Raw genomic sequence first — 25,539 nt, 5'->3', positions numbered from 1 at the left:
GTCGGTCACGCGCTCCGTCGCCACACCAGGCAGCGGTTGTTCGCCGGCATGGCGTTGTCCTCCACCTGCAGCAGTCCGATGCGGCGCGCCAGCGCATCGACCGCCTCGAAGTCGCGGATGCCGGAGGCGGGATTGCGGTCCTTCAGCCACTGCTCGAACGCGCGGTTGCTGTCGCTGGTGAAATCGCCGCCGTAGTTGAACGGGCCGTAGACCACCAACAGCCCACCGTCCTCCAGCGCGGCGGCGATGCCGGCGAAGAACGCCTGCACCTGTGCCCAGCCCATGATGTGCAGGCTGTTGGCGGTGAAGACGGCATCGAACGTCGCGTCGGGCCAAGGGCCGTCGACATCCAGCTCAATCGCAGGCGGCGTGTTGGGCAGGCCAGCATCGTCGCGCCACAGCGCGATGCCCGGCAGGTTGTCGGCGCGATCGCTGGCCTGCCACGACAGCCACGGCATCGCCGCGGCGAAGTGGACCGCATGCTGGCCGGTGCCGCTGCCGATTTCCAGCACACGGCGGGTGCCTGCAAAGTGACGCAGGAGTACCTCGAGGATCGGCCCCTGGTTGCGTTCGCAGGAAGGTGCGAAGGGCTTTTCCGCCATCATCCGCCCGCTGCGCGCACGTAGAAGCGCTTCGCGCCGCCTTCGCCCGCGCGCTCCTCGACCGTGAAATGGCGCGGATGCGCTTTCATCAGGTCGCTGAGCTTCTTGTGGCCGTAAAGGCGGGTGTCGAAATCCGGGCGCACCTTGCTGAGGTAGCTGCCGACACTGCCGAGGAAGGCCCAGCCCTGGTCGTCGCTGGCCTCTTCGATGGCCTGGCGGATCAGCCGCAGCGGCAACGACTCATGCCGGCCCTGCTCCACTGCGGGTGCGGTGGTCGGCTCGGCCTGGGCGACAGGCTTCTTCGCGGCCGGACTGGCGGCCTTCTTCGCGGGCTTGGCCGGTGGCGGCGGTGGTGCGGACACTTCACTGCGCAGCACCTCGACATAGATGAACTTGTCACAGGCCTGCACGAACGCGTCCGGCGTCTTGCGTTCGCCGAAGCCGTACACGGTCAGGCCTTCTTCGCGCAGCCGTTGCGCCAGGCGGGTGAAGTCGCTGTCGCTGGACACCAGGCACACGCCATCGAAGCGCCGCGTGTACATCAGGTCCATCGCGTCGATGATCAGCGAACTGTCGGTGGCGTTCTTGCCGCTGGTGTAGGCGAACTGCTGCACCGGGTTGATCGAATGCTTCAGCAGCGCCTGCTTCCACTGGGTCATGCGCGTGCTGGTGAAGTCGCCGTAGATGCGCTTCACGCTGGCCACACCGTACTTGGCCACTTCCGCGAGCAACCCTTCGATGACCGAAGGCTGGGCATTGTCGGCATCGATCAGCACCGCCAGCCGCGGCTGCTCTTCGTCGTTCTCTGACCGGGCGACCGGGCGGGATTTCATGCGGGGCGATTCCTGTGCGGGATGAGGCGCATTGTGCACCACGTGTGCACGGCATGACCGGCGTCACTTGACGCTGCGCTGCATGCCGACGACAGTCCGGGGGCTTTCGCTTCCGGACCCCGACATGCAACGACGCGACTTCCTCGCCCTGGGCGGACTGACCTTCGCCGGACTGGCCCTGCCCGGCACGCGCGTGATCGCTGCGGAGGCGTTGCTGGAACCCGGTGACGCGGCGAAGAAAAAGCGCCTGGCCGATATCGCGCTGGCGGCCGCCACGGCAGCAGGCGCGAGCTATTGCGATGTCCGTATCGGCCGCTACCTGCGACAGTCGCTGATCACCCGCGAGGACAAGGTGCAGAATGTGGTGAACACCGAATCCTCCGGCATCGGCGTGCGCGTGATTGCGCAGGGCGCCTGGGGTTTCGCCGCGACCCACGACCAGACACCCGACGGCGTCGCGACGGCGGCACGGCAGGCGGTGGGCATCGCGCGTGCGAACGCCCGCATCCAGGGCAAGCCGGTGCAGCTGGCGCCCTTGAAGGGCGTGGGCGAGGTAGCGTGGCGCACCCCGATCGTGAAGAACGCGATGGCGGTGCCGGTGAAGGAGAAGGTGGACCTCTTGCTCGGTGCCAACGCCACCGCACTCGCCGCCGGGGCCAGCTTCGCGGCGTCGCGCATGTTCGTGATCAACGAACAGAAGTACTTCGCCAGCACCGATGGCTCCTGGATCGACCAGGACGTGCACCGCATCTGGGTACCGTTCACGGTGACGGTGGTGGACAAGGCGACCGGCCGGTTCAAGACGCGCGACGGGCTGTCTGCGCCGATGGGCATGGGCTACGAATACCTGGACGCCAATCCCGCCGACAAGATCGCGTTGCCCGGCGGCGTGGTGGCCTACGGCGCGTCGTACGACCTGCGCGAGGACATCGTGGCGGCGGCGAAGCAGGCGCGTGCCAAGCTGACTGCGCCGTCGGTGAAGCCGGGCAAGTACGACCTCGTGCTGGACCCGTCCAACCTGTTCCTGACCATCCACGAGAACGTCGGCCACCCGCTCGAGCTGGACCGCGTGCTCGGCTATGAGGCCAACTACGCCGGTACCAGCTTCGCCACGCTGGACAAGCGCGAACAGAAGTTCCAGTGGGGCAGCCCGATCGTCAACTTCACCGCCGACAAGACCGAGCCGCGCAGCCTCGGCGCGGTCGGCTACGACGACGAAGGCGTGAAGACCCGCCGCTGGGACCTGGTCAAGGACGGCGTGCTGGTGAACTACCAGGCGACCCGCGACGAAGTGCACATCCTCGGCGAGGACGCCTCGCACGGCTGCAGCTACGCCGATTCGTGGAGCAGCGTGCAATTCCAGCGCATGGCCAACGTCTCGCTGGCACCAGGCAAGGTGCCGCTGACCGTCGCCGACATGGTCAAGGATGTGGAGAACGGTCTCTATATCCACGGTCGTGGCTCCTACTCCATCGACCAACAGCGTTACAACGCGCAGTTCGGCGGACAGCTGTACTTCGAGATAAAGAACGGCGAGGTGACGCGGCAGATCGAGGACGCCGCCTACCAGATCCGCACGCCGGAGTTCTGGAATGCCTGCACGGCGATCTGCGATGCACGCGACTTCCGCCTCGGCGGTTCGTTCTTCGACGGCAAGGGCCAGCCCAGCCAGGTGTCGGCGGTGTCGCATGGATCGGCGACCACGCGCTTCAACGGCGTCAACATCATCAATACGGCGCGGTCACTCGGGTAGTGGGCTACCGTCATCCCAGCGCACGCTGGGATCCATTGGCTTTTGAGGCTCTGCCGGGCACGACGTGAAGATCAAGGTGGATCCCAGCGTGCGCTGGGATGACGGCAGATGCCCCCACCCTGGGGCGCGCTGCTTCGCATCTTCCTGCGCCGTCGAGTCCGACGAAGGTCGCATCTATGCCGAAAGTCATTTGACGCTGTCGGCACGCAAGGCAAGAATCGGGGACGACCTGCGCGGGGATGGCGCGGGCCACAACGCGTCCGTCGCAGTCCCCGCCTGCCCATGCAGGCCCAACCGGTGGAGAACAGCCTTGCAACGTCGTGACTTTCTGGCCCTGACCGGCCTCAGCGTAGGCGGCCTGATGGTGCCGTCCTTCTTCGGCAAGGCGATCGCCGCCGAGCAACTGCAGTCCACCCTGGACGTCGCCTTCAAGAAGCGCCTTGCCGATGCCGCACTGGCGGCGGCCAAGCAGGCCGGCGCGACCTACTGCGACGTCCGCATCGGCCGCTACCTGCGCCAGTTCGTGATCACCCGCGAGGACAAGGTGCAGAACGTGGTGAACACCGAGTCCACCGGTGCCGGCATCCGCGTGATCGCCAACGGCGCCTGGGGCTTCGCCGCCACCAACACGCTCACCGCCGAAGGCGTGGCCAGCGCCGCGCGCCAGGCGGCCGCCATCGCCAAGGCCAACAGCAAGACCCAGACCGCGCCGGTGCAACTGGCGAAGGCGCCGGGCTTCGGTGAAGTAGCGTGGAAGACGCCGATCAAGAAGAACGCGATGGAGGTGCCGATCAAGGACAAGGTCGACCTGCTGCTGGGCGTGAACGCCGCTGCGATCAACGCAGGCGCGGACTTCGTCAACTCGATGATGTTCCTGGTCAACGAGCAGAAGTATTTCGCCAGCACCGACGGCTCGTACATCGACCAGGACGTGCACCGCATCTGGGTACCGATGACCGTGACCGCCATCGACAAGGCCAGCGGCAAGTTCCGTACCCGCGACGGCCTGTCCTCGCCCATGGGCCTGGGCTACGAGTACCTGGACGGCGACGCGTCGCAGAAGTTCACCACGCCCAACGGGGTGGTCAACTACGGCCTCTCCTACGACATGAAGGAAGACGCCATCGCCTCGGCCAAGCAAGCGCGCGCCAAGCTGACCGCGCCCTCGGTGAAGCCGGGCAAGTACGACCTGGTGCTGGACCCGTCGCACACCTGGCTGACCATCCACGAATCGGTCGGCCATCCGCTGGAACTGGATCGCGTGCTGGGCTACGAGGCCAACTACGCCGGCACCAGCTTCGCCACCCTGGACAAGCGCGAGCAGCGCTTCCAGTACGGCAGCGAGCTGGTCAACCTGTTCGCCGACAAGACCCAGCCCGGCAGCCTGGGCGCGGTCGGCTACGACGACGAAGGCGTCAAGACCAAGCGCTGGGACCTGGTCAGCGCCGGCAAGCTGGTGGACTACCAGACCATCCGCGACCAGGCGCACATCCTGGGCAAGACCGAATCCGACGGCTGCTGCTACGCCGACTCGTGGAGCAGCGTGCAGTTCCAGCGCATGGCCAACGTGTCGCTGGCGGCAGGCAAGCAGAAGCTCTCGGTCGCCGACATGGTCAAGGATGTCGAGAACGGCATCTACATCATCGGCGACGGTTCGTTCTCCATCGACCAGCAGCGCTACAACGCGCAGTTCGGCGGCCAGCTGTTCTACGAGATCAAGAACGGCAAGATCACCCAGCAGATCGAGGACGTGGCCTACCAAATCCGCACGCCGGAGTTCTGGAATGCCTGCGCCGCCGTCTGCGACGAAAGCGACTACCGCCTGGGCGGTTCGTTCTTCGACGGCAAGGGCCAGCCCGGCCAGGTGTCCGCCGTCTCGCACGGTTCGTCCACCGCGCGCTTCAACGGCATCAACGTCATCAACACCGCCCGCTCGCTCGGCTGACCGGCGCTTTAAGGAGATCACCAGAACATGAGCATCCTCACCGAAGCGCAGGCCAAGGCCATCCTGGACAAGGTCATCGCGCTGTCCAAGGCCGATGAGTGCACCGCGTCCCTCACCGGCTCGATCGAAGGCAACATCCGCTTCGCCCTCAACAATGTGTCCACCAGCGGCATCGTCAGCAATACCGACCTGGCCGTGCAGGTGGCGTTCGGCAAGCGCACCGGCGTGGCGACGATCAACGAGTTCGACGACGCCTCGCTGGAGCGCGTGGTCCGTCGGGCGGAAGATCTCGCCCGCCTGGCGCCGGAGAACCCGGAATTCATGCCGGCCGTCGAGAAGCAGACCTACAAGCCCAGCCCCACGTTCAGCGAATCCACCGCCGCCATCACGCCGGAGTTCCGCGCGCAGGTGGCCGCCGACTCGATCGGTCCGTGCAAGGCGGAGAAGCTGATCGCTGCGGGCTTCCTGGAAGACGGCCAGAGCTTCGTCGCCTTCGCCAACAGCAAGGGCAACTTCGGCTACCAGAAGGCCACCGCGTTCAACTACACCTGCACGGTACGCACCGAAGACGGCCGGGGTTCCGGCTGGGTGGGCCGCAACCTGAAGGATGCGAACACCTTCAAGGCCGACAGCGACATCCGCACTGCGATGCGCAAGGCCAGTGAATCGGCCGAAGCGAAGGCGCTGGAACCGGGCAAGTACACGGTCATCCTGGAGCCCGCGGCGGCGGCCGGCCTGATCTCCTTCATGATGAACTTCTTCGATGCGCGCCAGGCCGACGAAGGCCGCAGCTTCCTGTCCAAGAAGGGCGGCGGCAACAAGCTGGGCGAGCAGGTCTACGATCCCCGCGTGAACATCAGCGCAGACCCGTGGCACCCCGGCGCGGAAGTGATGCCGTGGGACAGCGAAGGCCTGCCGCGCGAGAAGATGGCCATCGTCGAAAATGGCAAGGTGGTCAACCTGGAGTACTCGCGCTTCTGGGCCCAGAAGCAGGGCAAGCGTGCGATCGGTTCGCCGGGCAACCTGCTGGTGGCTGGCGGCACCAAGTCCACCGCCGAGCTGGTCGCCGGTACGCAGAAGGGCATCCTGGTCACGCGCACGTGGTACATCCGCATGGTCGACCCGCAGACCGTGCTGCTGACCGGCCTGACCCGCGACGGCACGTTCTACATCGAGAACGGGCAGATCAAGCACCCGGTGAAGAACTTCCGCTTCAACGAATCGCCAGTGATCATGCTCAACAACATCGAAGAGCTCGGCAAGCCGGTGCGCGTGGCTGGCGACGAGTCCAGCTTCGTGATGATGATCCCGCCGATGAAGCTGCGCGACTTCACGTTCACGTCGCTGTCGGACGCGGTGTAAACGCGAGCGCGATCTGCTCCCTCCCCCGCCCGCGGGGGAGGGCTGGGGTGGGGGCCCGACGAAATCGCACGCGTTCCGCGCTACGGAGCGCACCAAAGCCCTCTCCTTCGTGCTCCGCATCCTTCGATGAAACCCCTCGTGCTCTTGCCCTCGCCGCTATCCCAACCTTCCCCCGCACGCGGGGGAAAGGGTGGTTTCCCGTGACGATGACACGCGCCGGGTTCCTGCGACTCATGGCCGGCGGCCTGGCGGGCGCCCTGCTGGCCGGGCCGATGCGCAGCGCGCGCGCTGCCGGCAACTACGACTTCTGGTTCACCCGCCTGAAGTACGACTCCGGCGACTGGGACGTGGACGCGCGCATGCCGTCCAACCTCATCACCTCGCTGATCGACTACACCACCCTGCGCGTGGACCCGAAGGAACACGTGCTGGCCCTGTCCGACCCACGCATGCTGGCCGCGCCGTTCTGCTACCTGGCCGGTCACAAGCTGGTGGAGTTCAACCCGGCCGAGCGGCGCAACTTCGAGCGTTACGTGCGCAACGGCGGCTTCGTGTTCGTGGATGACTGCAACCACGATATCGACGGCCTGTTCGCCAAGTCGTTCGAAGCGCAGATGGCATCGATCTTCGGCGCGAAGGCGATGAAGAAACTGCCGAACACGCATGCGATCTATCGCAGCTTCTTCAAGTTCGACGGGCCGCCGGCCACCGGCTTCGAGCTCAATGGCTGGGGCGACGACCTGGTGCACGAGTACCTGCAGGGCATCGAGATCAACGGCCGCCTCGGCGTGCTCTACAGCAACAAGGACTACGGCTGCGAGTGGGACTACGACTGGCGCAACAAGCGCTTCCTGGCCGAGGACAACACCAAGTTCGGCGTCAATCTCGTGATCTATGCGTTGACGACATGATCGCCAAACCACCTCTGTAGGAGGGGCTTCCAGCCCCGACCGTGAACCCGCAGAAGAGCATCGGGGCTGAAGCCCCTCCTACATCCCTCCTTCCGACGAACACGCCAATGCCCCCCATCACCGAATCCGACCTCCAGCAACAGCTCGCCAAACTGGGCGAACTTCGTGCCGCCATCGGCCAGGCCATCGTCGGCCAGCAGGACGTGGTGGAGCAGTTGCTGATCGGCCTGCTGGCCGGTGGCCACTGCCTGCTGGAAGGCGTGCCGGGACTGGGCAAGACGCTGCTGGTGCGTTCGCTGGGCCAGGCGCTGCACCTGCAGTTCCGCCGCGTGCAGTTCACGCCCGACCTGATGCCCAGCGACATCCTCGGCACGGAGCTGCTGGAAGAGGACCACGGCACCGGCCACCGCCATTTCCGTTTCCAGCCCGGCCCCATCTTCACCAACCTGCTGCTGGCCGACGAGTTGAACCGCACGCCGCCGAAGACGCAGGCCGCACTGCTGGAGGCGATGCAGGAACGTACCGTCAGCTATGCCGGCACCACGCACGCGCTGCCTTCGCCGTTCTTCGTGCTGGCCACGCAGAATCCGCTGGAACAGGCCGGCACGTATCCGCTGCCGGAAGCGCAGCTGGACCGTTTCCTGCTGCACATCCGGGTCGAGTATCCGACCGAACAGGAAGAGCACGACATCCTGGCGCAGACGACCGGTCGCGCCGGTGGCGACGTGCCACGGGTGATGGACGGCACCGAGGTGCTGGCCCTGCAGCAGCACGTGCGCGACGTGCATGTCAGCGAGGATCTGCTGCGCTGGATCACCAGGCTCGTGCGCGCCAGCCGCCCCGGCGACGGCGTGCCCGACGAGGTACGCAAGTACGTGCGCTGGGGCGCCGGTCCGCGCGCCGGCCAATCGCTGGTGCTGGCGGCCAAGGCCCGCGCGCTGCTGCACGGCCGCCTGGCGGCGACGCGCGAGGATATCGCCGCCTTGGCCAAGCCGGTGATGCGCCACCGCCTGTTGCTGTCGTTCGCCGCCGAAGCCGAACAGGTGGGCGCCGACGACGTGATCGCCGCGCTGCTGCGCGGCGTGCCGCTTGCTGCCTGATCCCGACGGCATCGTGGCGTACGACCTGATCCCCGCCGACGTCCGCAGCCGGTTGAAGGACCTGCGGCTGACCGCACGTCGCGCCATCGGCACGCAAGGCATCGGGCTGCACCACAGCCGCAGCCGCGGCGCGGGCCTGGAGTTCGCCCAATACCGCGCATACGAACCCGGCGACGAGCTGCGCCAGATCGACTGGAAACTGTATGCGCGCTCGGACCGCTTCTTCGTGCGCGAGGCGGAGCGGGAGAGTCCGCTGACGGTATGGATCATGCTCGACGCCACCGCCTCGATGGCACAGGGCGACGGCACGCGCGGTACACGCTTCGATACCGCGCGTGCACTGGTCGCCTGCATCGCCGAACTGGCGCTGCGCCAGGGCGACCGCTTCGGTCTCCTGGTGCTGCATGGCGGCGGCGTGCGCCTGGTGGCGCCGGGCAACGGGGCGCGCCAGCGCGACCAGCTGCTCCTCGCGCTGCATGGATTGCATGCCAGCGGCATGTTTCCCGCCGTCGACACGTTGGCGCCGGTGTTCGAGCGCATCGGCGCGGGCGACCTGGTGCTGGCACTCAGCGACTGGTTCGACGATGCGATGCTGGCGCTGGCCGAACGCCTGGCGTCCGCAAGGCGCGAGGTGCTGGCGATCCAGCTGCTGACGACCGAGGAACGCGACTTCCCGTTCAATGGCGGCCATCGCTTCCGCGATCCGGAATCCGGCGAGGAGCTGCTGGGCGATGCGGTGGCTCTGCGCGGCGACTACCTGCAACGCTTCGCCGACGCGCAACGCGCACTGGATGCGCGGCTGGACGCCAGCGGTATCCGCCATGCCCGTTACGTGATGGACCAGCCGCTGGACCTGCCGCTGCGACGGCTGTTCGGCGCACGCGATGCCGCGGAGTACGCATGAGCCTGGCGTTCCTGCTGCCGGCCGGCTTTGCCGCACTCGCCGCGTTGGCGCTTCCCCTGCTGCTGCACCTGGCGCGCAGGCACGAGCAGAAGCCGACCGACTTCGCCGCACTGCGCTGGTTGCGGCAGAAACCGAAGCCGCGCCACCGCATCCGCTTCGACGAATGGCCGTTGCTGGTGCTGCGCCTGCTGCTGCTTGCGCTGCTCGCACTCTGGCTGGCGCGACCCGTGCTGTCGGGCCTGGACGATACGCGCCCGTGGATCGTCGTCGTGCCGGGCGTGGAGGCCGCCGTGGCGCAAGCGCAGGCGAAGGAACCCCGCACGCGGCTGCACTGGCTGGCGCCGGGCTTCCCGGCGCTGGAAGAACCGGCGCCGTCCGGCACGCCCGCCGTCGGCAGCCTGCTGCGGCAGCTGGACGCGGAACTGCCGCCCGGCGTCGCGTTGACGGTCCTCGTTCCAGCGACGCTGCAGGGGGCGGATGCCGAGCGACCCGCGTTGTCGCGCACGGTGACCTGGAAGATTGTCGAGGGCGCGATGCAGGCGACACCCGCCGCCGCCGCGGCACCGCTTGCGCTGGTCGTTCGCCACGAAGCCGACGACGACCGCGGGCTGCGCTACCTGCGTGCCGCCGCGCGCGCATGGCAACCGACCAACGCAACGGGAACAGCGGCCATGCAGATCGGCACGACCGGCGCGCCGTTGCCCGCGCCGTCGCATCCGCTGGTCTGGCTGGCGCCCGGGCCGGTGCCGGCGCCGGTCGTGCAATGGATCTCGGCCGGCGGCACTGCGTTGCTGGCCCGGGAGAGCACGCTGGATGGCGTCGCGATGACGTCGGTGGCCTGGCGCGATGCCGATGGCGCACCGCTGGTCGAAGCGGCGGTGCACGGCCAGGGTCGCGTGCTGCGCTTCACCCGGCCACTGCGACCCGACGCGATGCCGGCTCTCGTCGAAGGGGATTTCCCGCGCCGCTTGCGCGCGTTGTTCGATGCGCCCGTCGTGCCGCCGACGCGCGTGCCCGCCGGTGACTACGCGCCCGACGGCGGCGGTGCGGCCTACCCCGTCGCGCCGCGCGACCTGCAGCCCTGGCTGGCGCTGCTGGTCGCGCTGCTCGTGCTGGTGGAGCGCTGGATGGCGACGCGACGCACGCGGAGCGCGGCGCCATGACGCTGTCGGCCTTCGACCGCCTCGCCCAGGTCCGCCGCCACGTGAGCGCGGGCCAGCTGCTGCTGGGCGCGGCCATGCCCGTTGCGCTGGGCGGCGTGCTGTGGCGCGTCGCATCGCCCGCGCTGGCGATCGCGGTCACCGTGGCGGGAATCGCAGTGCTGGCGCTGCTCGCATGGCGCCGGACGCGCGCCTTCGACAACGCCTGGCTGGTGCGCCAGCTGGATGCGCGGCGCAGGGACCTCGACGACAGCAGCGACCTGCTGCTTGCACCGCAGGCACCGCTGACGCCGTTGCAGCAGTTGCAGCAGGCCCGCGTGCGCGAACGCTTGCGCATGCAGCCGGCGCCGGACCTGCGCGCACCGTGGCCATGGGCCCGCATCGTCGCGATGTGGTGCGTCGCGGCGATCGTGATCGTCGCGGCGGCGCTCTGGCCCGCGCGCACGCCGGGCGCCGGCGCGCTCGCACCCGCGGACGATGTCGCGCCGGTGATCCCCGGTGTTCCGCGCCTGGTCGCGCAGCGGTTGCACGTGGCGCCGCCGCCGTACACCGGCCAATCGCCCCGCGACGAGGCCACGCTGGACGCGAAGGCGCCCGCAGGCTCGCGGCTCACGTGGACGCTGCGCTTCGACCCGCAACCGACGCAGGCGCATCTTGTCTTCCACGATGGCCAGCGCATCGCGCTGGACCGCGACGGCGACACCTGGCGCGCGACGCACGTGCTGGCCAAGTCCACGCTGTACCGCGTGGTCGCCGCCGGCACCGAGGCGCAGCCGCCATCGAAGCTGCGCCGGCTGGATGCCATCCCCGATCGCGCGCCGGAGGTGCGGGTGCTGGCCCCGGATCGCGGCCTGAGTCTTGTCAGCGTGGGACAGACACGCTGGGCGCTGGCTTTCGAGGCGCGCGACGACTACGGCATCGCGCCTGCCGCCACGCTCAAGCTGACGCTGGCCCAGGGCAGCGGCGAGAACATCGCCTTCAAGGAGCAGGTGATGACGGTGCGCGGCACGGGCCCGGCGAACGCACGGCGCTTTGGCGCCTCTCTGGACCTGAAAGCACTCGGCATGGCGGTGGGTGACGACCTGATCGCGCAACTGACCGTGCACGACAACCGCACGCCGTCGCCGCAGGCCGCGCAGAGCCCCGGTCTGATCCTGCGCTGGCCGGCCGACCTGGGTGCCGAAAGCACGGGCCTGGAGGGCATGGTGAAGAAGGTGATGCCCGCCTACTTCCGCAGCCAGCGCCAGATCATCATCGACGCCGAGGCGCTGCAGAAGCAGAAGCGCACGATGCCGTCGGAGAAATTCGTCACCCGCTCAGACGCGATCGGCGTGGACCAGCGCATCCTGCGCCTGCGCTATGGCCAGTTCCTCGGCGAAGAGGCCGAGGGCGAGCCGCAACCGCCACCCACGAATGACGGCGAAACCCACACGGACGACGACGGGCACGATCACGCCAGCGAAGCGGGCGGGACGGACGACGGACACGGCCATGAGCAGGCCACCAGCGCGACCGGGGCTTCGTTCGGCCGCGAAGCCGACGTGCTGGAAGCCTATGGCCACACGCACGACCACGCCGAAGCGGCGACTCTGCTGGATCCGGAAACCCGCGCGACGCTGAAGAAGGCGCTGGACCAGATGTGGCAGTCGGAACTGCACCTGCGCCAGGGTCAGCCCGACAGGGCGTTGCCCTTTGCCTACAAGGCACTCGAGTACATCAAGCAGGTGCAGCAGGCCACGCGCATCTACCTGGCGCGCGTGGGGCCGGAACTGCCGCCGATCGACGAGACGCGCCGCATGGGCGGTGATCGCACGGGCCTCGCGCCGCGCCCGCTGGGAAGCCTCGAACGCGCGCCCGAGGGCGCGGAGTCGGCGCCGGCACGCGCATGGCGGTCGCTCGCCCACGATGGCGTTCCCGCCGATGCGGCCGACCTGGATGCACTGCAGGTCTGGTTGCGTGCGAACGAGGCACGCATGCCCGACGCGCTCGATCTGTTCGCCGCCATCGACGAGGTGCGGGGCGAACCGGGCTGTGCCGCGTGCCGGGCCCGGCTGCGTGCGCTGCTGTGGTCGGCGTCGGCGCAACCGCCCGCGCAGGTGCGGCGGCGTGATGCGCTGGATGACGTGGGCCGCCGCTATCTCGACGCCCTGCAACCGGAGCCGGTGCGATGAGCCTGGACACCTCGCTGCCGCTGCTGCTGGCCACGCTGCTGGCGCTCGCTGTCGTGATCGCGTGGGCGCGCCTGACGCACTGGCGGCGCGCTGCCGCCGACCGGCATGGCACGTCGCTGCGCTTTGCGATGCTGTGCGCGTTGCAACCGGTCTTCGCGGTGCTGCTCTTCTTCACGCTCCTGCCACCCCGCCAGACCGCAACCCCCGGCATGCTGGTGGTGATGACGGCGCAGGCCGACCGCGTCGCCCTGCCCGCCCCCTGGCAGGGCCAGCCGCGCATCGCGCTCCCGGAAGCGCCGGCGATGGCCGATGCGGAGCGTGCGCCAGACCTTGGCACGGCCCTTCGCCGGCATCCGGATGCGCAGACGCTGCACATCGTCGGTGCCGGACTGGAAGCGCGTGATCGCGATGCGGTCGGTGACCGGACGATCACCTTTTCGCCCGCACCGTTGCCACGCGGCATCGTGGCGCTGTCGCCCGTCGCCATCGCCACGCCAGGCGCGCCCTTCGCCGTCAGCGGGCGGGTGAACGGCGCGTCACCGGCGACCGTGGTGCTGCGCGACCCCGCAGGCCAGCGTATCGACGCGACCGCCGTCGATGCGCGCGGCAACTTCCATCTGACGGGACTGGCGCGGCTGCCCGGCCCCGCGTTGTTCCGGGTGGAGATGCTGGATGCGCGCCACGCGGTGATCGATGCCGTGGGCTTGCCGGTGTGGACGCAGGCGGCGGCGCCCCCTCGCGTGTGGGCACTCGCCGGGGCGCCCAATGCCGAATGGAAGTACCTGCGTCGCTGGGCCACCGATGCGGGGATCGACCTGCACCTGCAGGTCAGCCTGGGCGGCGGCCTTCAACTCGGTGATGCGCCATTGCCGATGACGGCCGATACGCTGCGCCGCTTCGACCTGGTCGTGCTGGATGCGCGCAGCACAGCGGCACTGGGCGACGGCCAGCGCGCGGCGTTGGCCGCTGCGGTGCGCGATGGCCTGGGCGTGTTGCTGCGCATCGACGGAACGGTGCCACCGGCGACGCAACGGACGCTGGGCGTGTCCCTGACGGGCGACGATGAAGCCGAGTTCCACCTGCCGCGGGCCGCGCCGGATGACGACGCCTGGCGCGCACGACGCGGCGTGGGCACCGCGGACACGCCTGTCGACAGCGAGGCGATCACCGGTGGCCTGCCCGTGCTGACACGACGCGATGTGCGCGTGGTGTCGACGGACGCGATTCCGTTGGTGCGCGATGCCAACGACGCGGCAATCGCATGGTGGCGCAGCGAAGGACGGGGGCGCATCGGGGTGTGGACGCCGGTCGACACCTACGCACTGGTGCTGGCGGGACATCCCGACCTGCACGCCTCCCTGTGGTCGCGGGCATTCGGCACGCTCGCCCGCGCCGGCACGCGCACAGCACCTCAGATCCCTGCACAGATCCGCGCCCCGCAGCGCGCCGCGTTCTGCCACCTCGCCGATGGTGCGCGCATCACCGCCCCCGACGGCACCGTCACCCGACTGCAGCGCGACCCGGCCACCGGCGATGCACGATGCGCCGGCTTCTGGCCACGCCTTGCCGGATGGCACCAGTTGAACGTGGGCGAAGACAGCACGCCTTTCCACGTCCGCGCCGCGGACGACGCGCCGCACCTGCACGCCATGGACCTGCGCACGCGTACCGAACACCTCGCTGCGGCGCCACGCGCGCACCACCCGACGCGTACACCTGCGGCGCAGGGTCCGCGCGGTCCGGCCTGGCCGTGGTTCCTGGGTTGGCTGGCGACAGCGGGCCTGCTGTGGTGGCTGGAACGGCGTCGCCCGGCGGCCGGTTAACGAGTATCGAATGTCTGGTGCGTAATCCTTCCTTCAGTCCCATTGTCCGGAGTTCCGCATGATCCGAGCCGCCATCCCCGCCCTGCTGCTGACCCTCTCGCTGGCGGCCTGTTCCGCACCCGATACCGATGAACAGACGGCGGCCGCGGAACAGTCGCAGGCCGCGGCCAGCGAAGCCGCCACGCCTCCCGCCGCCACGGCTGCACCGGCCGAACTCGCCGGCAGCTGCGACGACACCCAGGCGCAATGGATCATCGGCAAGACGCCGGCCGAAAAGGACATCGAACAGGCGCGCACCGACAGCAAGTCCAGCGCCGTGCGCAGCCTGAAACCGGGTGACGCCGCGACGATGGACTTCAATCCCGACCGCCTCAACATCATCCTCGACGACAAGGGCGTCGCGACCTCGGTCAACTGCGGCTGACCCACGCCCGGCCATCCTGCAGTGCCCCCGGACCGCCTGCTTCGCGCAGGCGGTTTTTTCTTGTCCGCGAGGCGCGGCGCGACGCCCGGAAAAGTTGCCTTTGCAACCAACGAGTGGCGTGCAATAGGTGTTGTTGCGGCATCGCAACAACTGTGTTTTAGTCGGGTTTCCGGTGACATTTCGAAGTGCCGCTGCGCGGGCAGGGCACGGTGTCGCCGTCACTCCGGTTTGAGGCAACACATGGCCCCTCGCAATCGCCAAGGCGGCTTTGACCCCGGTCTGTACGACCCCAACGACGAGCGCGATGCCTGCGGCTTCGGCATGATCGCGCAACTCGACGACCAGCCCTCGCGGGCCCTGGTCGATACCGCCATCGCCGCGCTGTCGCGCATGACCCATCGTGGCGGCGTCGCCGCCGACGGGCTGACCGGCGACGGCTGCGGCCTGCTGATCCGCAAACCGGACGCGTTCCTCCGTGCGCTCGCCGCCGAAGCCAGCATCGCCCTGGGCGCGCGCTTCGCTGCGGGCCTCGTGTTCCTGCCCCACGACGAGGCGCAGGCCGCACAGTGCCGCGCCACCCTGGAAGCCGAGCTGTTCCGTACCGGCGTCGCCGTGAAAGGCTGGCGTGTGCCGCCGACCAACGATGCCGTCTGCGGACAACTGGCCAAGGACACCCTGCCCCGCATCGAACAGCTGTATGTCGAAGCGGGCGCCGACCAGAACGACGACGCCTTCTCGCTGGCCCTGTTCCTCGCCCGTCGCCGCAGCGAACAGCAGCTGCGCAAGAGCGTGCCGGATTTCTACGTGGTGACGCTGTCGCCGCACGCCATCGGCTACAAGGGCATGGTGCTGCCGGACAAGCTGGCGGTGTTCTATCCGGACCTGCAGCGTACCGAACTGGCCAGCAGCGCGGTGGTCTTCCACCAGCGCTTCTCCACCAACACGCTGCCGCGCTGGCCGCTGGCGCATCCGTTCCGCCTGCTGGCGCACAACGGCGAGATCAACACCATCGAGGGCAACCGCCGCTGGGCACAGGCGCGCAGCAAGGTGTGGAAGACGCCGCGCTTCGACATCGGCGAGTTCGACCCCGTCATCTCGATGCACGGCTCGGATTCGCAGAGCCTGGACAACATGCTGGAACTGCTGGTCGCCGGTGGCATGGAGTTGATCCAGGCGCTGCGCATCCTGGTGCCGCCGGCCACCCAGTCGCTGGAATTCAAGGACGCCGACCTCGCTGCGTTCTACGAGTTCTACGGCCTCAATACCGAGCCGTGGGACGGCCCGGCCGGCATCGTCTCGATGGACGCGCGCTACGCGGCCTGCACGCTCGACCGCAACGGCCTGCGCCCCGCGCGCTGGATGCTGACCAGCGACCGCCACTTCATCGTCGCGAGCGAAGCGGGCGTGTGGGAAGTGCCCGCCGAACGCGTGACCCGCAAGGGCAAGCTCGGCCCGGGCGAGATGATGGCCATCGACCTCAAGCGCGGCGACCTGCTGGACAGCGAAGCAGTGGACCGCATCAATCGCGGCCGCGCCCCGTACAAGCAGTGGCTGCACCAGGGCGTCACCTACCTGCAGACCGAACTGATCGATCCGTCGCTGACCGACGCACCGTTCGACGAAAAGACGCTGCGCGGCTACCACAAGCTGTTCCAGCTCACCGACGAAGAAGTGGAACAGGTACTGCGCCCGCTCGCGGAGACCGAGCAGGAAGCCACCGGCTCGATGGGCGACGACACCCCGATGGCGGTGCTGAGCCGGCAGACGCGGCCGCTGTACGACTATTTCCGCCAGGCGTTCGCGCAGGTGACCAACCCGCCGATCGATCCGCTGCGCGAAGACTGCGTGATGTCGCTGACCACCCAGCTCGGCAAGGAGACCAATATCTTCCATGCCGGCCCGGAGACGGTGCACCACATCATCCTCAATTCGCCGGTGCTGTCGCAGCGCAAGCTGCGCCAGATCGTGAAGATGGCGCCGTACGACCAGAAGCATCGCTACATCGACCTGTCGTACGACCCGGCGGAAGGCGTCAAGGCCGCCATCGAACGTATCAGCACGGAAGTGGCGCAGGCCGCGCGCGAAGGCATGGTGATGGTGGTGCTGAGCGACCGCCGTCCGCAGCAGGGCCGGCCGATGGTGCACGCGCTGCTGGCCACGGGCGCGGTGCACCACCACCTGTGCCGCGAAGGCCTGCGCTGCGACGTCAACCTGATCGTCGAGACCGGCACCGCGCGCGATCCGCACCACATCGCCTGCCTGATCGGCGTCGGCGCCACCGCCGTGTATCCCTACCTCGCCTACCAGACCCTGTTCGACCTGGGCCGGCGCGGCATCCTGCAGATCAAGAAAGGCGGCGAGCAGGCGCAGATCGGCCGCAGCTACCGCAAGGGCATCTACAAGGGCCTGTCGAAGATCATCTCGAAGATGGGCATCTGCACCATCAGCAGCTATCGCGGCGCGCAGCTGTTCGAGATCGTCGGGCTGGATGCCGACGTCGTGGACCTGTGCTTCGCCGAAACGCCCGCGCGCATCGGCGGCGTCGGCTTCGAGCGGCTCGACATCGAGGCCCGCCAACTGGAAGCACGCGCCTGGAACGACCGCGAATCGCCGGAAATCGGGGGCCTGCTGAAGTACGTGCACGGTGGCGAGTACCACATGTACAACCCCGACGTGGTGATGACGCTGCAGCGCGCGGCGCGCACCGGCGACACCCGCGACTGGCAGGCCTACGCCGACGTGGTGAACTCGCGCCCGCCGTCCGCGCTGCGCGACCTGCTGCAGTTGAAGAAGGCCGACACGCCGACGCCCCTCGACGAGGTCGCCGATGCCACCGACCTGCTGCGCCGTTTCGACACCGCGGCAATCTCGCTGGGCGCGCTGTCGCCGGAGGCGCACGAGGCGCTCGCCATCGCGATGAACCGCCTGGGCGGACGCAGCAACTCCGGTGAAGGCGGCGAAGACCCGGTGCGCTACGGCACCGAGAAGCGCAGCAAGATCAAGCAGGTCGCTTCCGGCCGCTTCGGCGTGACGCCGGAGTACCTGGTCAACGCCGAAGTCCTGCAGATCAAGGTGGCGCAGGGCGCCAAACCCGGCGAAGGCGGCCAGCTGCCCGGCCACAAGGTCAACGAACTGATCGCGCGGTTGCGCTACGCGAAGCCGGGCATCGGCCTGATCTCGCCGCCCCCGCACCACGACATCTATTCCATCGAAGATCTCGCCCAGCTGATCTTCGACCTCAAGCAGGTCAACCCGACCGCGCTGGTGTCGGTGAAGCTGGTGTCGCACGCAGGCGTGGGTACGATTGCCGCCGGCGTGGTGAAGGCCGGCGCGGACCTCATCACGATTTCCGGCCATGACGGCGGTACGGGCGCCAGCCCGGTCAGTTCCATCCGCTACGCCGGCGTGCCGTGGGAGCTCGGCGTGGCCGAGGCGCACCACGCGCTGGTGGTCAACCAGCTGCGCGACCGCACCGTGCTGCAGACCGATGGTGGCCTGAAGACCGGTCTGGACGTGGTCAAGGCCGCGCTGCTGGGTGCCGACAGCTTCGGCTTCGGCACCGGCCCGATGATCGTGCTGGGCTGCAAGTACCTGCGCATCTGCCACCTCAACAACTGCGCCACCGGCGTGGCCACGCAGGACGAGCGCCTGCGCTCGCAGTACTTCACCGGCCAGCCCGAGCGCGTGGAGAACTTCTTCCGCCTGCTGTCCGAAGAAGTGCGGCAGTGGCTGTCGTACCTGGGCGCGCGCTCGCTGGACGAAATCGTCGGCCGCACCGACCTGCTGCAGCAGATCGACGTGTCGCCCCGCCAGGGTGTCAACATCGACCTGTCGCGCCTGCTCAAGCATGCGCAGTTCGACAGCAACAGCTGTGCGGCGCAGCGCCTGTACGAATCGCCCGACAGCCTGGCCACGCAGCTGGATGGCCTGCTGGCCGAACCGATCCGGAAGAAGACCGGCGGGGACCACCGCTTCCTGATCCACAACACCGACCGCAGCATCGGCACCCGGTTGTCCGGCACCATCGCCCGCGTGCACGGCAATCACGGCATGGCCGATGCGCCGTTGAACCTGCGCTTCCGCGGCACCGCGGGGCAGAGTTTCGGCGCCTTCAACGCCGGTGGCCTGCTGATGGAACTGGAAGGCGAAGCCAACGACTACGTGGGCAAGGGCATGGCCGGCGGGCGGCTGGTCGTGCGTCCGCCGCGTGGCGCGCGCTTCGAGGCACGCAACACGCCGATCATCGGCAACACCTGCCTGTATGGCGCCACGGGCGGCGAACTGTTCGCGGCCGGACGCGCGGGCGAGCGCTTCGGCGTACGCAACTCCGGCGCGCTGGCGGTGATCGAAGGCGCCGGCGACCACTGCTGCGAGTACATGACCGACGGCATCGTGCTGGTGCTGGGCAAGGTGGGCCTGAACTTCGGCGCGGGCTTCACCGGGGGCCTGGCCTACGTGCTGGACCTGGACCGCGATTTCGTCGACCGCTACAACCACGAGCTGATCGACATCCACCGCATCAGTCCGGAAGGCTTCGAAAGCCATCGCCAGCACCTGCACACGCTGATCAGCCGCCACCGCGAACTGACCGGCAGCATCTGGGCGCAGCAGATCCTCGACGAGTTCCGCGACTACGTGGGCAAGTTCTGGCTGGTGAAGCCGAAGGCGGCGAGCATCGACTCGTTGAACGAGACCTTGCGGAGGGCTGCGTGATGCGCCCCGGACCGTCATTCCGGCGAACGCCGGAATCCATTTTGATCTTGCCTCCGAAGATGGCCGCGCGAGGCAAGCTGGATCCCAGCGTTCGCTGGGATGACGGCAGAAACCTATTGATGAAGAGCCGCACCCCATGAGCAAGAAGCAGGTATTCCAGTTCCTCGACCTGCCGCGCACGATGCCGCAGCGGATTCCGCTGGAACTGCGCACGGGCGGCGACTGGGGCGAGCTGTACGGCAAGTTCGGCAAGGAGGAAGCCCAGTACCAGGCGGGCCGTTGCCTGGACTGCGGCAATCCGTATTGCAGCTGGAAGTGCCCGGTGCACAACGCCATCCCGCAATGGCTGCAGCTGCTGCAGGAGAACCGCATCGAGGAAGCGGCCGAGCTGTGCCATTCCACCAATCCCCTGCCTGAAGTCTGTGGCCGCGTGTGTCCACAGGACCGTCTTTGCGAAGGCAGCTGCACGCTGGAGGAATTCGGCGCGGTCACCATCGGTGCGGCGGAGAAGTACATCGTCGATACCGCACTGGCGAATGGCTGGCGCCCGGACCTGAGCGACGTGAAGCCGACCGGCAGGCGCGTGGCCGTGATCGGCGCCGGGCCTGCGGGGCTGGGGTGCGCCGACCGTCTCGCACGCGCCGGCATCCAGGCCGTGGTGTACGACCGCTACGAACAGATCGGCGGTCTGCTGCAGTTCGGCATCCCCAGCTTCAAACTGGACAAGAGCGTCATCGCGCAGCGCCGCGAGGTGCTGGAGGGCATGGGCGTCGAATTCCGGCTGGGCGTTGACGTGGGCCGCGACGTGACGCTGGCGCAATTGCTGGACGAGTACGACGCCGTCTTCCTCGGCACCGGCGCCTATCGCTACACCGATGGCGGGTTGCCGGGACAGGACCTGGAAGGCGTGCTGCCTGCCCTGCCCTTCCTGGTGCAGAACGGCCGCATCGTCGGTGGCAGCGATCCGTGGGGCCGCCCGATCGCGGGCTGGGAAGACAAGCTGGCGTTGCCCGACCTGCACGGCAAGCGCGTGGTAGTGCTGGGTGGCGGCGACACCGGCATGGACTGCGTGCGCAGTGCCATCCGCCTGGGCGCAGCCAAGGTCACCTGCGCCTATCGCCGCGATGAAGCGAACATGCCCGGCTCCGCACGCGAAGTGGCGAATGCGCGCGAGGAAGGCGTGCGCTTCCTGTTCAACCGCCAGCCGCTGGGCGTCGTGGCCGGCGACGACGGCACGGTGGCCGGCGTGCAGGTCGTCGAGACGAAACTCGGCGAGCCGGACGAACGCGGGCGCCAGAGCGCCGTGCCGATCGAAGGCAGCGAATCGGTGCTGGAGGCCGACGTGGTGATCATCGCGTTCGGCTTCTCGCCCAGCGTGCCCGCATGGCTGGCCGAACAGGGTGTGGAAGGCACGCCGAACGGGCGCATCGTGGTCGGCGGCGACGAGCGCCTTCCCTTCCAGACGACGAATCCGAAGCTGTTCGCTGGCGGTGATGCGGTGCGCGGCGCGGACCTGGTGGTCACGGCCGTGGCCGAGGGCCGCGATGCCGCGGCAAGCATCGCGACGTTGTTGCTGGCATAGCGCGCGGGTGGCGCGGGCCCACCTCGCCACTTGGTAAACCTTGCCGTGCAGGGTGATTGCGATGGCGGGCTAGAGCCCGCCCTACGCTAGACTCGCGGCTCACCTCCCACACGATCCGACCATGCGCCTGGGCCTGGCTGCCAACCGCCTGCATCACCACACCGAAGATGCCGCGCTGTTCCGCTGGCTGCGCGCCAGCGAAGCCGGCATCCGCGAACTGCGGCTGGCCCTGCATGCGGTGGGTCGCACGCATGATGCGATCGCCGCCGCCGGCATGCTGCGGGGCTACGACGGCCTCAAGCGCTATCCGTACGGCCGCGATGGCGGATTGATGAAGCTGGTGGCGGAAGTCGTCGGATTGGAAGGTGCGGAACGCAGTCTGGATGGTGCGATCTATTTCATCGATCCGGTCGATCCGTCCTCGATCTTCCCCGAGGCCACCGCGCTGAAGCGGCAGTGCGTCATCCACGGCAAACCGTTCCTCTCCACCGTGGCCTCGGCACGCGACTGGGTCGAGATGGAACGCATCCACGCCGGTTTCGCACCGGACCGCGGGGCGGACCGTTTCCATGCACTGGAAACGCAAACGCTGGCCCTGATCGCGCACGACGCGATGAAACCGCAGATGGTCGCGTTCGCCGACGACCATTTCGACGTGCTGTCGCGTTTCGCCCACCGCATGGCCACCGGCACCACCGGCCAGCAGCTCAACGAGCTGGCATGGAGCCACGGCTGGCCGACGGACACGCCGTGGGTGGAACGCTTCCAGAGCGGCCCGCTCGGCGGCGACGCGCAGATCGCCGACCGCGTGCTGGAACACCGCTGCCAGCGCGTGATCTTCTTCGAGAACCCGCACGTTGCACGCCAGCACGAGGCCGACATCCAGCTGCTGGAGCGCGCCGTCACCACCGTCACCGACGAGGCGGTCTGCACCACGTCGCTGGCCGTGGCGCGACGATGGTGTGAGGCAGTGAACAAGCGCCTGGCTCTTGCAGGAACGACGTAAGTCGCGACCGCATGCCGTGACGTCGCACGGCTCCCGCTATCGAGCGCACCGGCAGAATGGTGGTAGTTTCATTTTCATGGTCGCGACCCACGTCGCTCCTACAGGGATAGCAATCGCGTATGACGGCCTCTCCACGCTACCTGCTCAAAGACCTCTCCCTCTCCGCCATCGCCGCCGGTTTCGTCACCGTGCTGGTCGGCTTCGCCAGCTCTGCCGTCATCGTGTTCCAGGCGGCCCAATCGCTGGGCGCGTCGCCGGCGCAGATCAGCTCCTGGATGTGGGCGCTCGGCCTGGGCATGGGCCTGACCTGCATCGGCCTGTCGTTGCGCTACCGCATGCCGGTGGTGACCGCATGGTCCACGCCGGGGGCCGCCATGCTGATCAGCAGCGCCGCGGGGCTGCCGCTGTCCGATGCCGTGGGCGCCTTCATGCTGTCGGCGTTGTTGATCTGCCTGGCGGGCTTCTCCGGCTTCTTCGAACGGATGATCAGCCGCATCCCGGTGTCGCTCGCATCCGGCATGCTGGCCGGCGTGCTGCTGCGCTTCGGCCTGGAGGCGTTCGGCGCGATGAAGACGCAGCTGGGCATGGTGCTGACGATGTTCGTCGTCTACCTGCTCGCGCGTCGCCTGCTGCCGCGCTATGCGGTGATCCTGACCCTGCTGGTCGGCATTGCCTTCGCCGCCGGGCTCGGATTGCTGCGCGTGAACGGGCTTGCGCTGGAACTGGCGAAGCCGATCTTCCTCGCACCCACCTTCTCCCTGGCTGCGGTTGTCGGCATCGCGCTCCCGTTGTTCATCGTGACGATGGCCTCCCAGAACGTGCCGGGCGTGGCGGTGATCCGCGCGTCGGGGTATCCGATCCCGATCTCGCCCGTCGTCGGCTGGACCGGCGTCGCCAACCTGCTGCTGGCACCGTTCGGCGCGTTCGCGTTGAACCTGGCGGCGATCACCGCCGCGATCTGCATGGGCCGCGAAGCGCATGAGGATGCGTCACGGCGCTACGTGGCCGCCATCGCCGCGGGCGTGTTCTACGTCATCGTCGGCCTGTTCGGTGCCACGGTGGCGGCGCTGTTCGCCGCGTTCCCGAAGGAACTGATCCTGGCCATCGCCGGCATCGCGCTGCTGGGCACCATCGGCAACAGTCTTGCGGCCGCGCTGCGCGAGGAGTCCGATCGCGAACCCGCACTGGTCACCTTCCTGGTGACCGCCTCCGGACTGTCGCTGGCCGGCATCGGATCCGCCTTCTGGGGGCTGGTCGCAGGCGTGGTCACGTTGCTCGTGTGGCGGCGCGCATAGCGGCCACTCTGCGTTCGCACGCCACTCATGCAGGTGAAAGCGGCGTGGAGTGTTCAGTTTGAAGCCATGGAATTCACCTCTGGGTGATGCGGGCGTGGGCAGCATCGCCGCTACACCCTTGCAGGAGAATCCCATGCAGACCACCCGCCACCGCCTGTTGACCCTGGCCACACTCGCCGCCCTTTCCGGTGCTGCCTTTGCGCAAGCGCCGGCCCCCACCGCCGGCAAGGATGCGTTGAAGGAGCCGCAGGTGCGCGCGCTGCTGACCGAGAAGGGTTACACCAACATCGACGATCTCGATTTCGAAGACGGCCAGTGGGAGACCGACGCCACCAGCGCCAACGGTGACCGCGTGGATGTACGCGTGAACCCCGCCAGTGGCGACGTGGTCGCCGAGAAACTGGTATCCAACCTCAGCGAGAACGACGTGAAGGCGAAGCTGACAGCCGCCGGCTACTCCAAGATCCACGATGTGGATTTCGATGACGGCGTGTGGAAGGCCGAGGCCGAACGCGCCGACGGCAACGATGTGGAGATCCATCTGGCCGCCAACACCGGCGAGATCATCCACGTCGAAAACGACTGACCCCCCGGTCTGCGTCGTCCCCTACAGGAAAGCCGCCCCCGGGCGGCTTTCCTTTTTCGTCACGGGGCGGCTGCGCGCGTTCGCGAGGGCCGCGCGAAGCGCCAGCCCACCAGCCAGCCGATGGCCAGCAGCAGCGCCGCCAGCAGCCACGGGGCGCCGGGCAGGTGCGCGGGCGCCTGCTTGCCGATGAACAACGCGAACGTGCCGGCGAACATCATCGGGCCGACGATGCCGGCCAGGCTCACCAGGCTCATCAACGCTCCCTGGATGCGACCCTGCACGTCGGCACCCACCTGTTGCGTAATCAGCGCCTGCGTGGCCGGACCCGCGAGGCCCCACAGCGCACTGATCGGCAATCCGACCAGGAACATCCAGCCGACGTCCGCGACCCCGTAGATGAAGAAGCCGACCACGCCACAGGCCAGGCCGAACAACAGCGTGCGGCGCTCACCGAACTTCGGCACCACGCGCCCCACCAGGCCGGCCTGCACGATCACGCTGAACACGCCCACCGCGGCCAGCACCCAACTGACCTGGCGCTCGCTCCAGCGGTATTGGTATTCCGCGAACAGCACGAACACGCTCGGATAGACGTAGTGCGCCAGGTTGGCGATCAGCACCACGGCAGCCAATCCGAACACCTGCGGGTAGCGCTTCAGCAGCACCATCGATCCCACCGGGTTGGCGTGCGCCCAGTCGAATGTCGCGGTGCGCTTCTCCTTCGGCAAGGATTCCGGCAGCACGAAGAAGCCGTACAGGAAATTCAGCAGCGCCAGTCCTGCCGCGAACCAGAACGGCAGGCGCAGGTCGATGGCACCCAGCTCGCCACCGATGATCGGGCCGATGATGAAACCGACACCGAACGCGGCGCCGATCATGCCGAAGGCCTTCGCGCGCCCTTCCGGCGGCGTGATGTCGGCGATGTAGGCATTGGCCGTGGTGAAACTGGCCGAGAACACGCCTGAGAAGACGCGCGCCACCAGCAACCACGGCAACGACTGCGCGAGCGCCATCAGGATGAAATCGATGCCCAGTCCCAGGCACGAAAGCAGGATCACCGGTCGACGGCCGAAGCGGTCGGAGAGCGTTCCCTGGATCGGCGTGCAGACGAACTGGATGGCCGCGAACAGCATGCCGAACACGCCCACCCACCACGCCGCCTGTGCGAAGTCGCCGCCGGTGAACTGCCGGACCAGTCCGGGCAGCACGGGAATGATCACGCCGAACGACAGCACGTCGATCAGCACGGTGATGAAGATGAAGATCAGCGCGGCGCGGCGGCCGGGTTGTGCGTGCGATTCGGCGTTCACGGGACCGAGACGGGCGGAAGGGTGCGCAAGTGTAGGCCATGCCACGCTCCATGGCCGCA

Annotated in this window: 18 protein-coding genes; 15 read left to right on the top strand and 3 right to left on the bottom strand. The window is 68.2% G+C overall.

Annotated elements, in window-relative coordinates; genetic code table 11:
- Positions 1-5 precede the first annotated feature (5 nt).
- Entirely contained in the window at positions 6-602 is a 597-nt protein-coding gene (locus AC3DET_RS17380; RefSeq protein ID WP_488392507.1) for a DUF938 domain-containing protein, read from the bottom strand.
- Positions 602-1,435: an NYN domain-containing protein gene (locus AC3DET_RS17375; protein ID WP_488392432.1), complete on the bottom strand. Its 834-nt coding sequence runs from the start codon at positions 1,433-1,435 to the stop codon at positions 602-604. Before AC3DET_RS17375 ends, AC3DET_RS17380 begins: the two co-directional genes overlap by 1 nt.
- A gap of 124 nt (positions 1,436-1,559) precedes the next feature.
- Between AC3DET_RS17375 and AC3DET_RS17370 the strand changes: the two genes are divergently transcribed.
- The 15 genes from AC3DET_RS17370 (at position 1,560) to AC3DET_RS17300 (ending at position 24,170) form a co-directional block, all read left to right on the top strand.
- Positions 1,560-3,188, top strand: coding sequence for a TldD/PmbA family protein (locus tag AC3DET_RS17370; protein WP_488392431.1), 1,629 nt, complete (start codon positions 1,560-1,562; stop codon positions 3,186-3,188).
- 310 nt (positions 3,189-3,498) lie between these two features.
- Positions 3,499-5,133: a TldD/PmbA family protein gene (locus AC3DET_RS17365; protein WP_192203020.1), complete on the top strand. Its 1,635-nt coding sequence runs from the start codon at positions 3,499-3,501 to the stop codon at positions 5,131-5,133.
- A gap of 27 nt (positions 5,134-5,160) precedes the next feature.
- Positions 5,161-6,495 carry a TldD/PmbA family protein gene (locus AC3DET_RS17360; protein ID WP_192203021.1) on the top strand — a complete coding sequence of 445 codons (1,335 nt, stop codon included), beginning with the start codon at positions 5,161-5,163 and terminating at the stop codon, positions 6,493-6,495.
- A gap of 206 nt (positions 6,496-6,701) precedes the next feature.
- Positions 6,702-7,406: a DUF4159 domain-containing protein gene (locus tag AC3DET_RS17355; protein WP_488392506.1), complete on the top strand. Its 705-nt coding sequence runs from the start codon at positions 6,702-6,704 to the stop codon at positions 7,404-7,406.
- Positions 7,407-7,513: 107 nt separating this feature from the next.
- Positions 7,514-8,506, top strand: coding sequence for an AAA family ATPase (locus tag AC3DET_RS17350; RefSeq protein WP_192203022.1), 993 nt, complete (start codon positions 7,514-7,516; stop codon positions 8,504-8,506).
- The gene (locus AC3DET_RS17345; RefSeq protein WP_488392430.1) at positions 8,496-9,410 is read left to right on the top strand and encodes a DUF58 domain-containing protein; all 915 of its coding nucleotides are present in this window, start codon (positions 8,496-8,498) and stop codon (positions 9,408-9,410) included. The genes AC3DET_RS17350 and AC3DET_RS17345 overlap by 11 nt, the downstream gene beginning before the upstream one ends.
- Complete coding sequence (locus AC3DET_RS17340) at positions 9,407-10,573, top strand: BatA domain-containing protein (RefSeq protein WP_488392429.1); 1,167 nt, start codon at positions 9,407-9,409, stop codon at positions 10,571-10,573. The genes AC3DET_RS17345 and AC3DET_RS17340 overlap by 4 nt, the downstream gene beginning before the upstream one ends.
- Positions 10,570-12,741: a hypothetical protein gene (locus AC3DET_RS17335; RefSeq protein WP_488392428.1), complete on the top strand. Its 2,172-nt coding sequence runs from the start codon at positions 10,570-10,572 to the stop codon at positions 12,739-12,741. Before AC3DET_RS17340 ends, AC3DET_RS17335 begins: the two co-directional genes overlap by 4 nt.
- Positions 12,738-14,564, top strand: a complete 1,827-nt coding sequence (locus AC3DET_RS17330) for a carboxypeptidase regulatory-like domain-containing protein (protein ID WP_488392427.1) — start codon at positions 12,738-12,740, stop codon at positions 14,562-14,564. Before AC3DET_RS17335 ends, AC3DET_RS17330 begins: the two co-directional genes overlap by 4 nt.
- Before the next feature lie 58 nt (positions 14,565-14,622).
- The gene (locus AC3DET_RS17325) at positions 14,623-14,988 is read left to right on the top strand and encodes an I78 family peptidase inhibitor (RefSeq protein WP_488392426.1); all 366 of its coding nucleotides are present in this window, start codon (positions 14,623-14,625) and stop codon (positions 14,986-14,988) included.
- 240 nt (positions 14,989-15,228) lie between these two features.
- Positions 15,229-19,701, top strand: a complete 4,473-nt coding sequence (gltB, locus tag AC3DET_RS17320; protein WP_488392425.1) for a glutamate synthase large subunit — start codon at positions 15,229-15,231, stop codon at positions 19,699-19,701.
- Positions 19,702-19,837: 136 nt separating this feature from the next.
- Positions 19,838-21,283, top strand: a complete 1,446-nt coding sequence (locus AC3DET_RS17315) for an FAD-dependent oxidoreductase (protein WP_488392424.1) — start codon at positions 19,838-19,840, stop codon at positions 21,281-21,283.
- Between the two features lie 121 nt (positions 21,284-21,404).
- The gene (locus AC3DET_RS17310; protein ID WP_488392423.1) at positions 21,405-22,289 is read left to right on the top strand and encodes a methylglyoxal synthase; all 885 of its coding nucleotides are present in this window, start codon (positions 21,405-21,407) and stop codon (positions 22,287-22,289) included.
- Between the two features lie 119 nt (positions 22,290-22,408).
- Positions 22,409-23,584, top strand: coding sequence for a benzoate/H(+) symporter BenE family transporter (locus tag AC3DET_RS17305; protein ID WP_488392422.1), 1,176 nt, complete (start codon positions 22,409-22,411; stop codon positions 23,582-23,584).
- 133 nt (positions 23,585-23,717) lie between these two features.
- Positions 23,718-24,170, top strand: a complete 453-nt coding sequence (locus AC3DET_RS17300; RefSeq protein WP_192203032.1) for a PepSY domain-containing protein — start codon at positions 23,718-23,720, stop codon at positions 24,168-24,170.
- Positions 24,171-24,229: 59 nt separating this feature from the next.
- Here AC3DET_RS17300 and AC3DET_RS17295 read toward each other — a convergent pair whose 3' ends face one another.
- Complete coding sequence (locus AC3DET_RS17295) at positions 24,230-25,480, bottom strand: TCR/Tet family MFS transporter (protein WP_488392421.1); 1,251 nt, start codon at positions 25,478-25,480, stop codon at positions 24,230-24,232.
- Positions 25,481-25,539: the final 59 nt, after the last annotated feature.

This window comes from Pseudoxanthomonas sp. 97-1-1 (assembly GCF_057773125.1).
This window is presented reverse-complemented; position numbering and strand designations above follow the sequence as displayed.

Excerpts from the sequence above, each read along its gene's own strand:
- AC3DET_RS17305 (WP_488392422.1), top strand. The coding sequence starts at position 22,409 with ATGACGGCCTCTCCACGCTACCTGCTCAAAGACCTCTCCCTCTCCGCC.
- AC3DET_RS17300 (WP_192203032.1), top strand. The coding sequence starts at position 23,718 with ATGCAGACCACCCGCCACCGCCTGTTGACCCTGGCCACACTCGCCGCC.
- AC3DET_RS17355 (WP_488392506.1), top strand. The coding sequence starts at position 6,702 with ATGACACGCGCCGGGTTCCTGCGACTCATGGCCGGCGGCCTGGCGGGC.
- AC3DET_RS17325 (WP_488392426.1), top strand. The coding sequence starts at position 14,623 with ATGATCCGAGCCGCCATCCCCGCCCTGCTGCTGACCCTCTCGCTGGCG.
- AC3DET_RS17375 (WP_488392432.1), bottom strand. The coding sequence starts at position 1,435 with ATGAAATCCCGCCCGGTCGCCCGGTCAGAGAACGACGAAGAGCAGCCG.
- AC3DET_RS17310 (WP_488392423.1), top strand. The coding sequence starts at position 21,405 with ATGCGCCTGGGCCTGGCTGCCAACCGCCTGCATCACCACACCGAAGAT.
- AC3DET_RS17335 (WP_488392428.1), top strand. The coding sequence starts at position 10,570 with ATGACGCTGTCGGCCTTCGACCGCCTCGCCCAGGTCCGCCGCCACGTG.
- AC3DET_RS17380 (WP_488392507.1), bottom strand. The coding sequence starts at position 602 with ATGGCGGAAAAGCCCTTCGCACCTTCCTGCGAACGCAACCAGGGGCCG.
- gltB (WP_488392425.1), top strand. The coding sequence starts at position 15,229 with ATGGCCCCTCGCAATCGCCAAGGCGGCTTTGACCCCGGTCTGTACGAC.
- AC3DET_RS17330 (WP_488392427.1), top strand. The coding sequence starts at position 12,738 with ATGAGCCTGGACACCTCGCTGCCGCTGCTGCTGGCCACGCTGCTGGCG.
- AC3DET_RS17340 (WP_488392429.1), top strand. The coding sequence starts at position 9,407 with ATGAGCCTGGCGTTCCTGCTGCCGGCCGGCTTTGCCGCACTCGCCGCG.
- AC3DET_RS17315 (WP_488392424.1), top strand. The coding sequence starts at position 19,838 with ATGAGCAAGAAGCAGGTATTCCAGTTCCTCGACCTGCCGCGCACGATG.
- AC3DET_RS17360 (WP_192203021.1), top strand. The coding sequence starts at position 5,161 with ATGAGCATCCTCACCGAAGCGCAGGCCAAGGCCATCCTGGACAAGGTC.
- AC3DET_RS17350 (WP_192203022.1), top strand. The coding sequence starts at position 7,514 with ATGCCCCCCATCACCGAATCCGACCTCCAGCAACAGCTCGCCAAACTG.
- AC3DET_RS17370 (WP_488392431.1), top strand. The coding sequence starts at position 1,560 with ATGCAACGACGCGACTTCCTCGCCCTGGGCGGACTGACCTTCGCCGGA.